This is a genomic window from Pseudodesulfovibrio aespoeensis Aspo-2, from assembly GCF_000176915.2.
Taxonomy (GTDB): domain Bacteria; phylum Desulfobacterota; class Desulfovibrionia; order Desulfovibrionales; family Desulfovibrionaceae; genus Pseudodesulfovibrio; species Pseudodesulfovibrio aespoeensis.
Map to the genome: position 1 here is coordinate 2,532,021 of NC_014844.1, position 12,295 is coordinate 2,544,315.

At 63.3% G+C, this 12,295-nt stretch carries 9 protein-coding genes; 4 read left to right on the forward strand and 5 right to left on the reverse strand.

The genetic code is table 11. The annotated features are described in order from the left end of the window. The first annotated feature begins 8 nt into the window (after positions 1 to 8). Complete coding sequence (locus DAES_RS16975) at positions 9 to 2,423, forward strand: tetratricopeptide repeat protein (protein ID WP_157864853.1); 2,415 nt, start codon at positions 9 to 11, stop codon at positions 2,421 to 2,423. Positions 2,424 to 2,429: 6 nt separating this feature from the next. On the opposite strand, the gene DAES_RS11755 is transcribed toward DAES_RS16975, so the two are convergent. Beyond that, a complete protein-coding gene (locus DAES_RS11755; protein WP_013515246.1) occupies positions 2,430 to 3,635 on the reverse strand; it encodes an aminopeptidase in 1,206 nt (401 codons plus the stop codon). Between the two features lie 126 nt (positions 3,636 to 3,761). Between DAES_RS11755 and DAES_RS11760 the strand changes: the two genes are divergently transcribed. Beyond that, on the forward strand, positions 3,762 to 4,742 hold the full coding sequence (locus DAES_RS11760) for a YheT family hydrolase (RefSeq protein ID WP_013515247.1): 981 nt from the start codon (positions 3,762 to 3,764) through the stop codon (positions 4,740 to 4,742). Between the two features lie 120 nt (positions 4,743 to 4,862). Here the strand turns inward: DAES_RS11760 and DAES_RS11765 are convergent, their stop codons facing one another. From DAES_RS11765 to DAES_RS11780, 4 genes are all read right to left on the reverse strand, one after another. After that, on the reverse strand, positions 4,863 to 6,032 hold the full coding sequence (locus DAES_RS11765) for a multidrug effflux MFS transporter (RefSeq protein WP_013515248.1): 1,170 nt from the start codon (positions 6,030 to 6,032) through the stop codon (positions 4,863 to 4,865). 78 nt (positions 6,033 to 6,110) lie between these two features. Beyond that, positions 6,111 to 8,708 (reverse strand): ATP-dependent chaperone ClpB, encoded by a 2,598-nt coding sequence (gene clpB, locus DAES_RS11770; RefSeq protein ID WP_013515249.1) that lies wholly within the window; start codon positions 8,706 to 8,708, stop codon positions 6,111 to 6,113. Between the two features lie 97 nt (positions 8,709 to 8,805). Further along, positions 8,806 to 9,141, reverse strand: coding sequence for a chaperone modulator CbpM (locus DAES_RS11775; RefSeq protein ID WP_013515250.1), 336 nt, complete (start codon positions 9,139 to 9,141; stop codon positions 8,806 to 8,808). Positions 9,142 to 9,153: 12 nt separating this feature from the next. After that, on the reverse strand, positions 9,154 to 10,122 hold the full coding sequence (locus DAES_RS11780) for a DnaJ C-terminal domain-containing protein (protein WP_013515251.1): 969 nt from the start codon (positions 10,120 to 10,122) through the stop codon (positions 9,154 to 9,156). A 148-nt stretch (positions 10,123 to 10,270) separates the two neighbouring features. Between DAES_RS11780 and DAES_RS11785 the strand changes: the two genes are divergently transcribed. Both DAES_RS11785 and DAES_RS11790 read left to right on the forward strand, forming a co-directional pair. Next, complete coding sequence (locus DAES_RS11785) at positions 10,271 to 10,828, forward strand: BON domain-containing protein (protein WP_013515252.1); 558 nt, start codon at positions 10,271 to 10,273, stop codon at positions 10,826 to 10,828. 74 nt (positions 10,829 to 10,902) lie between these two features. Beyond that, entirely contained in the window at positions 10,903 to 12,228 is a 1,326-nt protein-coding gene (locus DAES_RS11790) for an alkaline phosphatase family protein (protein ID WP_013515253.1), read from the forward strand. The last annotated feature ends 67 nt before the right edge of the window (positions 12,229 to 12,295 follow it).

Here is a 12,295-nt window from a genome sequence, read left to right on the forward strand (position 1 = left end):
GGATTATCGTGAAAAAGCCTCGCCAGGGCGGGGCTTGGGGTGGAAATAAGCACCGATGGGAAGGTGTCAATGGAAAGCGGCAACAAATGTTGACCCGCCAGTGGTTTGCCTCTACAGTTTTTCAAACTCGCAATAGAGACAACACGATGACGGAATATTTCGAAATTACCTACACTTGGGTCGCAGAAAACAAAGAGTGGATTTTTTCTGGGACAGGAATTCTATTGCTTGGCGGCATGGCAAAACACCTTTTCCGCAGAAACACCCCAGGGACAGTCACGGCGAGGGACCGAATCACGGCGAAGGGGGCAACCGATTCCGCCATCGGGAATCACGCCACGGTGGACAAATCAGTCACCACCATCACCAACCCCTCTGGCCCGGTCAATACCGGCTCAGCACACATAGTGGACCAGTCGACCACCATCCATCACGGCATTGCGCCTGAACAATACGCTGCGCTCGCTCAGGAACTGGGCGTCACGAAAAACGCGCTGATCACTTTCCTTGGTATCTTTGAAAAACAAAACATCCCTCTTTCCGACTATGACCATGAACTCCGCTGCATCGCGGAGCGGTTCAAGAAATTGGAAGCCCGTCTGGAGCGTTTCGAGACCGCCGACACCGCTATTGCACAGACCAAGCACGAGGCCAGGGAAGCCTTGATAGAAGGCCAACTTGACAGGGCCGAGGAGCTTCTCCTGGAAGCAATGGCCCTCCAGCTTAAAAAGGCGGACACCGCCGCCCTGGAAGCCGGAGAAACCCTCGCCGAACTGGCGGCACTGGAAAACCTCCGCTTCGCCTTTGCCAAGGCAGCGGGCTACTATCTAAAAGCCTCAGAGCGAGTCGCCGCTGCGGACACCCACCAATCCATGGCGTATCGCCACGAGGCAGGCAAAGCCTTCCGCATGGCCGGGCTTTTCGATCAAGCCCACGACCAATGGGAACGATGCCTGCGCTACAGCGAAACCCTGACGCCACTTGACGAAGCGATGATTGCCGGTGCATCCAATAACCTTGCTAACCTCTATGAAACACAACAGCGGTTCGACGAGGCCGAGGAGCTCTACCAAAGATCAATAAATATCGGAGAGCGCATTTTTGGCAAGCAGCATCACGAGGTGGCGACTACTTGCAACAACCTCGCCGCTCTATATTATACACAACAACGATTCAAGGAGGCCGAAGAACTATATAGAAGGGCCCTGGATATCCAGGAGTGCGTCTTCGGTAAAGAACATCATGTGGTGGCGACCACATGCAACAACCTCGCTCTGCTCTATGACAAGCAACAAAGGTTCGGAGAGGCCGAAGGACTCTACCTGCAAGCCTTGGATATTAAAAAACACGCCTTCGGCAAGGAACATCATGAAGTTGCAGCCACTTGTAACAACATCGCCTCACTCTATCTTCAACTACAGCAATTCCAGAAGGCCGAGAAGCTCTACCTAAGTGCTCTGGATATCCAGAGGCGCGTCTTCGGCAAAAACCACCATGAAGTGGCGACTACATGCAACAACCTCGCCCTCCTCTACGATATGCAACAACGGTTCGACGAAGCCAAGGAACTGTACCGGCAAGCCTTAAAAATCAGAGAGCGCGTCTTCGGTAAGAGGCATCATGAGGTGGCGGCTACCTGCAACAATCTCGCTGGACTCTATTATCGGCAACAGTGTTTCATAGAAGCTGAGGAGCTCTACCGAAGAGCCCTGGACATCCTAGAGCGCACCTTGGGCAAGGACCATCATACGGTGGCAGCCACATGCAACAACCTCGCGCTCCTCTATGATGAACAACAACGGTTCGGCGAAGCTGAGGAACTGTACCGGCAGGCCTTAACAATTCAAGAGTGCGTCTTCGGCAAGAACCATCATGAGGTGGCGGCTACCTGCAACAATCTCGCTAGACTCTATTATCGACAACGGTGGTTCAAGAAGGCGGAGAGGCTTTACCGAAGAGCCCTTGATATCCAAGAGCGCATCTTGGGCAAGGACCATCATACGGTGGCAACCACATGCAACAACCTCGCGCTCCTCTATGATAAGCAACAACGGTTCGGCGAAGCCGAGGAACTGTACCAGCAAGCCTTATCAATTAAAGAGTGCGTCTTCGGCAAGGACCATCATGAGTTGGCGTCCACCTGCAACAACATCGCTGGCCTCTATGAAACACAACAGCGGTTCGACGAGGCAGAAGCCCTCTACCGAAGAGCTCTGGACATCAGTGAGCGCGCCTTCGGCAAGAATCATCACGACGTAGCCATGACACAGTACAATCTGGCGGATTTCCATGCGGCCCAAAATAATCCCGCCAAGGCGAAACCATTGGCCCAGGCGGCTTTGATCACTTTCTCGAAGGTTTTCGGACCGGACCACGTGTATACCCGACAGGCGCAGGAGCTTGTGGATACACTACAAGAATAGGTCGGTTCAGACCCGGAACTCCCCGCCCTCGTAGATCAGCTTCGGCTCGCCGGTCCTCAGGATGGCCGTGACCCGTTTGGGCTGGGTGTTGACCAAGTCCCAGTGCATGTCGGAGGCGTTGAAACCAAGGGACGCGGCCAGCTCCGGGGTGAGCAGTTCGGGCGGGCCGGAGAAGCTTTCGAGGACTGAGCCGCCCAGGGCGAGGTGGCAGTTGCCGGTGGCGCCGCCACAGTTCTCGTCGAGCAGGGTGTGGGCCATGAACCGGTCCACGCGGGAGAACCGCTTGTCGGTCAGGGAAAACTCGCCCACCCGGCGCGCGCCGGAATCCGAATGCATCTGATTTTGCAGGAAGACCTGGCCGCGCCCGGCCTCCACCCTGGCGGCCACGCCGTCGGTGAATTCCAGGACCGCGCCCATGACCAGATGGCCGTAGCGCAAGGTGGGCTGGTCCGCATAGTAGGTGCCGGACACGCCGCGCGCATCAGGCGCAAAATAAATCTCATAGCCAGGGATGTTGGCCCCGCTCACGCCCACAAAGCGGCGGTTCTCGCCCATGGGCACGGTCAGGTCCACGTCCTCAGACTCCACATGCAGCCGGGCGATGCCCAGCGAATCGAGCCAGTCGCGGACCTCGCCCACCTCGCGCTCCAGCCGCCGCCACTCGCGCACCGGGTCGGGCATGTTCAGCCAGCAGGCGCGCAGCACGGCGTGGGCGTATCCCTCAAGGGTCATGCCCGATGCCTCGGCCAGGGCCTGGGTGGGATACAGGCAGGTGGTCCAGCCGAGCGTGCCCGCGAGCCTGCGCCGCTCCAGGATGCGCCGATTGGGGCCGTCCGCCTTGCGCGCCTCGGCAATGGTGCGCGGGTCCACGGTCTGGAGGTGGGTCAGGTCTTCGGGGGCCAGGATGTTGATGACCCCGGCGGCCTGGGAATAAAGCTCGGCCACGCCCGGCTGCTGAAAGACGAGCTGGCCGAAGCTGGAATTGAGGTAGCGCTCCATCTCCATGGCGGGCGTGGGCAGGGCCACGGGCACGGGCATGAGATGGGCGTCCATGAGCCGCGAGTACACGGCCTCGGCCAGGGCCAGCCCCGGAATATCGTAGCGGATGAGCACCACGTCGCCATGCTTGAGGGGCAGGGTCCGGGTCTTGCCCAGGGCCCAGAGCATGACCCCGGCGTAATTCTCCAGATCAACGGCATCGAAAAGCGGCACGCGGTCTCCTAAATTTGCAACGGATTCGCCAGGGCTTGGGGGGCGGCCCCTGCCGCCCCTGTCCCCGCCACTCTGCCCGGCCACTGGGATTTTGACAACAGGCCGGTTCGGACGTACCTCTCTCACATGCCTGTTCTGCCCACGCCCGACTACCGCCCCCCGTTCCCCTTTTGCAGCGGCAACCTGGCCACGCTCTACCCGCCGCTGCTGCGTCGCGCCCCGGCCTGCTCGCCCCGGCCCACACGCATGGACACGCCGGACGGGGATTTTCTCGACATGGACGTGCACCGCAGCCGCATCGGGACCACGCGCAGGCTGGCGATCATCAGCCACGGGCTGGAGGGGAACTCGCGGAAAAAATACGTCCTTGGCATGGCGGCCATGGTCACGGCCCTCGGCCTGGACGCGGCCTGCTGGACCCAGCGCGGGTGCGGTCTTGAACCCAACCGCCTGCCCCGGCTCTATCACTCGGGCGAGACAGGCGACCTGCACACGGTCATCACCCACTGCCTTGGGACCGGCGCATACGACGAGGTGGTCCTCATCGGCTTCAGCATGGGCGGCAACCAGATCCTCAAATATCTGGGCGAGGAACCCGACCGGGTGCCGCCCCAGGTGAAAGGGGCCGCCATTTTCTCGGTGCCGTGCGATCTCTCGTCTGCCGAGCGGGTCATCAGCCGGGCCGCGCTGGGCATCTATCTGGAGTATTTCATGCGTGGCCTGCGGGCCAAGGTGCGCGCCAAGGCCAGGGAATTCCCCGACATCTACGACGCGTCACGGCTCAAGGGCATCGACTCGCTACGCGCCTTTGACGACCGCTACACCGCGCCTGTCAACGGCTTTGCCGATGCCGAGGACTACTACGCCCGGTCGAGCTGCGCCCGCGTCCTCGACGGCGTCCGCGTGCCCGCCCTGCTGGTCAACGCCCGCAACGACCCCTTCCTGACCAGCCGCTGCCTGCCGGTGGCCCAGGCCCGGCGCAACCCGTCCCTGCTGCTCGAAATGCCCCGCTTCGGCGGCCACGTGGGCTTTGTCGGACAGAGCGGCACCTACTGGTCGGAGACGCGCGCCCGCCAGTTTCTGGTCGAGCTGCTGGGACTGGGCTGAGGGCGATCACGCAGCCAAGGCCAAGAGGGGAAGGAGCTTCAGCAGGGTGCTCTTGCTCATGCATGCGTCCCTTGGTCAGTGTATTCAATGCCCATTCACCTTCCCCCTGCATACTCCGCGTTACTCTGCCTGCTCCGGGCGACGGCCAAAGAAGCGGAGCATGACCCAGAGCAGGATCAGGGGGATGAGGGTGCCGATGACGGCGAGCTGGCCGATGAAGGCGGGCTTGGAGGGCCAGTCGAGGCCGATCAGGGCCATGGAACCGGCTCCGATAGAAAAGATGGTGAAGGTGAGGATGGACGAGGCCGCGCCGATATCGGTGGTCACCTGCTCCAGGCACATGTTGTTGCTGATGGGCCGGGACACGCCGATGAAGAAGGTGATGCAGAACATGAGCGCGGCCATGGTCATGGGCGTGGACGCGCCCGTGATGGCCAGGGTCAGCCCGGCGGCAAGCACGCCGAAGAGCGAGACGAACAGGATGCGCACCGAGCTGAAAGAGACCACGAGCCGGGTGCAGGTGAAGGAGCCGAGCATGATCCCCAGGGCGTTGACGCCGAAATAGTAGCCGAACACATGCTCGGACACGCCGAATCCGGTGATATAGATGTCGGGCGAGCCGCCGATGAAGGCGAAATGGGGCAGGATCATGACCGAAAAGGCCAGGGTCATGGCCATGAAACGGCCATTGCCAAGCACCTTGCGGTAGCGGCCCATGACGGCCAGGACTCCACCGGAGGTGAACTCTGTCAGCGGCTCCTTGAGGCGCACCGCGCCGTAGAGCACCACCAGGGCCAGCACCGCCTGGCAGGCGAATATCCACCGCCAGGACGCCACCTGGAGCATCAGCCCGCCCAGAAAGGGCGCGAGCATGGGGCACACGGCCAGGATGACCCCGATATAGCCCAGGATTTTCTGACGCATCGGCCCCTCGTACAGATCCTTGGACAGAGCCAGCGCCAAGGCCGACGCCGCCGCGGCCCCGGCGGCCTGGACCACCCGGGCCACGATGAGCATGGTGATGGAGTTGGCCACGGCGCACAGGCCGCAGCCCACGATGAAGAGCGTGATGCCACCCAGCAGCACCGGGCGGCGGCCAAACCGGTCCGAGAGGGGGCCGTGCACGAGCAGGAAAAGGCTGAAGGCCAGGAAGAAGACCACCAGCGACATGTTGGCCTCGACCACCGAGATGCCCCACAACGCCTGCAAGGTGGGCAGGGCCGGCAGGTACATGTCCGTGGACAGGGCGGGAAAGGCGGCAAGCATGGAAAGCAGAAGCAGATTGGGCATCAATGGCGTCCTTGAAAATAAAGGCACCCTGCCATCTCGACAGGGTGCCTTCCTGATACGCCTCGATCTTTTGAAACGCTAGCTGAAAATCAGCTCCCCGCCGGCTTCGTCCAGGGTGACGGTGGCGCCGTCGGCCAGCTCGCCGGAGATGATCCGCCTGGCCAGCGGCGTTTCCAGATGGGTCTGGATGTAGCGGTGCAGAGGCCGCGCGCCAAAGTGCGGGTCGTAGGCGGACTGGGCGATGAACGCCCTGGCCGCGTCGGTCATGGTCAGCCCGATCTTGCGGTCTGCCAGCCGCCCCCGAAGGCCGTCCACCAGCAGGTCCACGATGGCCATGAGCTGGTCGAGACGCAGCGGCCTGAAGAGCACGGTCTCGTCCACGCGGTTGAGGAACTCGGGCCGGAAATGGCGGCGCAGCACCTCCATGACCTGTCCGGTCACGCCCTCGCGGAACTCCCCATGCTCGTCGATGCCGTCGAGCATGTACTCGGCCCCAAGGTTCGAGGTCATGATGACGATGGTGTTCTTGAAGTCCACGGTGCGGCCATGGGAGTCGGTCAGGCGGCCATCGTCGAGGATCTGCAGGAGGACGTTGAACACGTCGTGGTGCGCCTTCTCGATCTCGTCGAACAGGACCACAGAGTACGGCCTGCGGCGCACGGCCTCGGTCAGCTGGCCGCCTTCGTCGTAGCCCACGTAGCCGGGAGGCGCGCCAATGAGCCGGGCCACGGTGTGCTTTTCCATGTACTCGGACATGTCGATGCGGACCATGTTGTCCTCGGAGTCGAACAGGGCCGAGGCCAGGGTCTTGCACAGCTCGGTCTTGCCCACGCCCGTGGGGCCGAGAAAGATGAACGAGCCGATGGGCCGGGACGGGTCCTTGAGCCCGGCGCGGGCGCGCAGCACAGCGTCGGCCACGGCCTGCACGGCCTCGTCTTGGCCGATGACGCGCCCGTGCAGCACCTCGGGCAGCCGAAGCAGCTTCTCGCGCTCGCCCTCCAGAAGCCTGGAGACCGGGATGCCGGTCCAGCGGGCAATGACCTGGGCCACGTCGTCCGGGCCGACCACCTCCTTGACCATGCGCGGGATGTCGCCGGATTCGAGCGCCTCGTTGCGCTGGGCCAGCTCCTTCTCAAGGGTGGCCAGGGTGCCGTATTCCAGCTCGGCGGCGCGGTTGTAGTCATGGATGCGCTTGGCCTCCTCGATGCCCCGGCGGGTGGATTCGATATCGCCCTTGAGAGAGCGCAGCCGCTCGATGCCGGACTTCTCGTTCTCCCACTGGGCCAGCAGGGCGGATTGGCGCTCCTTGAGCTCGGCCAGGTCCTTTTCCAGCTTGCCCAGCCGCTCGTGCGACGCCTTGTCGGTCTCGCGCTTGAGGGCCTCGCGCTCGATCTCAAGCTGCATGATGTGGCGGTTGGCCTTGTCCAGCTCGTAGGGCTGGGAGTCGATCTCGGTGCGGATCAGGGCTGCGGCCTCGTCGATGAGGTCGATGGCCTTGTCCGGCAACTGGCGGTCGGTGATGTAGCGGTTGGAGAGCACGGCGGCCTCGACCACCGCGCCATCGGAGATGCGCACGCCGTGGTGGACCTCGAACCGCTCGCGCAGGCCGCGCAGGATGGAGATGGTGTCCTCCACCGACGGCTCCTCCACCAGCACGGTCTGGAAACGGCGCTCCAGGGCCGGATCCTTCTCGATGTACTTGCGGTACTCGTCGATGGTGGTGGCGCCGATGCAGTGCAGCTCGCCGCGCGCCAGCATGGGCTTGAGAATGTTGCCCGCGTCCATGGCCCCGTCGGTCTTGCCCGCGCCCACGATGGTGTGCAGCTCGTCGATGAACATGATGATCTGCCCGGCGGACGACTGGACCTCCTTGAGCACGGCCTTGAGCCGCTCCTCGAACTCGCCGCGGTACTTGGCCCCGGCGATGAGCGCGCTCATGTCCAGGCTGAACACGGTCTTTTCCTTGAGCCCCTCGGGCACGTCCTGGGCCACGATGCGCTGGGCCAGCCCCTCGGCGATGGCTGTCTTGCCCACGCCCGCCTCGCCGATGAGCACCGGGTTGTTCTTGGTGCGGCGCGAGAGGATGCGGATGACGCGCCGGATCTCGCTACCCCGGCCAATGACAGGGTCGAGCCGACCCTGGCGGGCCTCCTCCACCAGATCGCGGCCATATTTCTTGAGGGAGTCGTAGGTGGCCTCTGGGTTGTCCGAGGTGACGCGCTGCTTGCCGCGCACCTCGCCCAGCGCCCTCAGCACCTTGTTGGCGTCCAGGCCGAACTGCTTGTTGACCCGGCCCACGCCCGTGGACGACGGCTCGTTCATCAGGGCCAGGAAGACATGCTCCACCGAGACGAACTCATCCTTGATGCGCCGGGCCTGATCATCGGCGGCCACCAGCACGGACTGGAGCCGCTGGGTGACCAGAATCTGGTCGGGCCGCGCGCCAGGGCCGGAGACGCGGGGCAGCTTGGCGATCTCGGCGTCCACTGCGCCCATGTAGGCGTCCGGGGCCACGCCGAGCTTGCGCAGTATCTGGGGCACCAGCCCCTGTTCCTGGGCCACCAGGGCGTGCATCAGGTGCTCGCAGTCTATCTGCTGATGGCCGTGGCGGATGGCGAGGTTCTGGGCCTCGGACACGGCCTCCTGGGTCTTGCGCGTGAATTTGTTGGAATCCATGACGGTTCTCCTTATTCGGACGGGGCGTCTGCGAATCAGCGTGGCCGGGCGTACCGGGTACAGTCATATCCCGCTCCGGGCAACGCCCGCCTGATCGTCAAACGAGCCTTCTGAGTTCCACTATTTCCTTTTCCAGCTCCTCGATGCGCTCAAGCAGGTCCACGATGATGGACCCGCCGCCAAACGAGATATCAAGATCCTTGACCAGCCGCATGAGCTTGTGGATGCGGTAGACATCGCGCAGCCGGAACAGGTATTCCGACGCCCCTGTCCGGGCCGGAGTGATCCAGCCGAGGTCCACCAGCTCGGCCACCTGGGCGGGCTCGATGCTGGTCAGCTCCACAAGCTGCGCCCAGGCAACATATTCGCTGCGCTCGGGCAGGTTCAGGCCGGGCAGCCGCATCATGATCTGTTCAAGTCGTTTGGTCGTCATATCCGGTATCCTCTAAAAGTCTCTTGGCGTGAATGAGGAGGCTTCCTGCAACTCTTCCCACAGCCGCCGCTCCTCGCTCGAAAGCCTGTCGGGCGACTGGATCATGAGGCGCACGAACTGGTCGCCGCGCCGCGCGCCGCTGCCCAGGCCGCGCCCCTTGATGCGCAGCTTCTTGCCCGAGCCGATGCCCGGCGGTATCTTCATCTCCACCGCGCCGTCCAGGGTCGGGATGCGCACTGTGGCACCCAGCACGGCCTCCCATGGGGCCAGCGGCAGGTCGAGGATGACATCGTTGTCCGTGACCTTGTAAAGGTGATGCGGCAACAGCTTGATGCGCAGATAGAGGTCGCCCCTGGGGCCGCCGTTCATGCCAGGGTTGCCCTGCCCGGCCAGCCGGATCTTCTGGCCGTCCTTGACCCCGGCGGGCACCTTGACGTCCAGGGTCTTGGTGGACATGCGCGGGATGCCGTCCGGCCCGGCCACCTGCTCTTGCAGGGTGATGGACTTGGAGCCGCCGCGGTACGCCTCGTCCAGGGTCAGTTCATACACGGCCTCGGAATCCGAACCGCGCCGGGGCCGGGGCTGATAGCTCTGGCCTCCATATCCGCCCTGGGAGAAACCGCCGCGAAAGCTGCCGCCACCGCCACCGCCGCTGCCCCCGAAAATTGTCTCGAAAAAGTCCGAGAAGCCGCCTTGGGAAAAACCGCCTCCATACCCGGCATTCTCATAGCCCGGCGGGGGCTGGAAATTCTGCCCATGCTCCCAGTCGGCTCCGAACTGGTCGTAGAGCTTGCGCTTCTTCTCGTCCTTGAGCACCTCGTAGGCCTCGTTGATTTCCTTGAACTTGCCCTCGGCCTTGGGGTCGCTGGGGTTGAGATCGGGGTGGTACTTGCGGGCCAGCTTCTTGAAGGCCTTGCCGATCTCGTCCTTGGACGCGGACCGGGACACGCCAAGCAGTTTGTAGTAGTCTTTGTATTCCATACGGCAGCATGTTCCTTTGCTGGACAAAAAACATTTTATCGATTCGAGATTCTAAGGTAATATGCTTTCACGACGTGTCAAGAAAGGAACCTCAGCCGGACCGACATTTTTTCCACAGTTTTTTCCACAGAGACCCAAGGGAGGGCCCATGAATCACGCCTCAAAAACCATTGCCTGCCTCGGACTCCTCGTCCTGGCCCTGGCCTGTGTCGCCTGGACCCCGTGGGGGGCCATATACGACAGCGCACGCGACGAACGCAGCGTGGGCGACCAGGCGACGGACAAGAAGATATCCCTGACCATCAAGGGCGCCCTGGCTGATCGCGACGCGAAGATGGCCCTCAAGATACACGTCTATTGCTTCCTGCGCCACGTATACCTTGTCGGGGCCATTGACGACAGGGATTTTCAGGACTTTGCCGTGGACACTGCCAAGAAGACCGACGGCGTCACCCAGGTCTACACCCATCTGGTCGGGGAGACCGATACCCTGACCGATGACCTGACCATAGCGGCCAAGGTCCGTGCGGCCCTCATTGCCGAGGAAAACCTGAGCTCCACCCAAGTGGAGACCGAGGTCATGAACGGCGAGGTGGTCATGGTCGGCATGGTGCGCAGCGAGGACGATGCCCAACTGGCGGTCAGGATCGCCCAGGGCGTGGATGGTGTGCGCAAGGTGACCTCGTACCTGATACCGCCGAAGTAGCGAGAGACAGCGAACGCCCGGCAGCGGCCAGCCCCTGCCCGCGGTGCGCACCACCCTTTTCATATGGAGAGACCGTGCCCAACACCTGTGTCATGATCCTGCTCGACGGCCTGGGCGACCGGGCCCATGCCGAACTCGGCCACCGGACCCCGCTGCAAGCCGCCGAAACCCCGACCCTGGACCGCCTCGCCGCCATGGGCAGTGTGGGACTCTACCACGCTGGCAAGCTTGGCCGCCCCATGCCCAGCGAAAACGCCCACTTCGCCATGTTCGGCTCGCCAAGCTCCGAGTTTCCCGGGCGCGGCCCGCTGGAGGCCATGGGAGCCGGGGTGGAGCTGGGGGACGACGCCATTGCCATGCTCGCCCACTTCACCTGCGTGCTCAAGTCGCTGGAGAATCATCTCATCGTCAAGTACGACCGCATCTGCGGAACGCCCGACGAGATCAACGCCTATCACGAGGCTGTGGCCAATTATTCGAAAAACGGCATTGCCATAGATCTGCACCGCACCGGCGGCATGTCCAGCGTCCTGACCATGCGCGGCGATGTTTCGCCCTGCATCACGGACTCGAATCCCATGGCCGATGGCCGGTTCGTCTCGGCGGTCAGACCCATGGCCTCCCACGCCGACGACCCCGCCGCCGTGCGCACCGCCGAGACCCTGACCGAATACCTGCGCTGGGCCTACAAGCGGCTGTGCGAGGTGCCGCAAAACAGGCTGCGCGTGCGCCAGACCCTGCCGCCCATCAACGGGCTGGTCACCCAGCGGGCGGGCAGACTGACCCGCCGCGTATCCCTGCGCGACCGCTATGGCCTGTGCGGCCTGTCCATGGCCAGCGGGTTCATGTACAAGGGGTTGGCCGCGTTCCTGGGCATGGAGTTCCGCAGGATGCGCGACAGCCGTGATCCGGCCCGCGATATGGCCGAGCGCGTTGCCATCGCCGCCGAAAACATCAACCGGTACGATTTCATCCACATCCACCACAAGGCAGCGGACAGGGCCGCCCACACCAAGAGCCCCAGAGGCAAGGCCAAGGCCATCGAGGCCCTGGACCGGGGATTGGGCGAGGCCATCGGCCCGCTGCTCGACAACGAGGACGTGCTGCTGGTGGTCACCTCCGACCACTCCACTCCCAGCTGCGGCCCGCTCATCCACTCCGGAGAGCCGGTGCCGGTCCTGTTCGCGGGCAGCGGCGTGCGCCGGGACGCGGTGGCCGTCTTCGACGAGGTGTCCGTGGGCGGCGGCGCGCTGGGTCTCATGCGCGGAGACGAGATGATGCACATGATCCTCAACTACCTCGACCGCGCCCGCATGGAGGGCACCCACGACTCGCCCAAGGCCCAGGAGTTCTGGCCCGGCGACTACGACCCCTTCCTGGTCGGCCCCCAGACCGACTGACCCCCGGCCACGACGCATAAAAAACAAGCCCGCACGCAAGACCGCGCGGGCTTGACCTTTTTCCGCT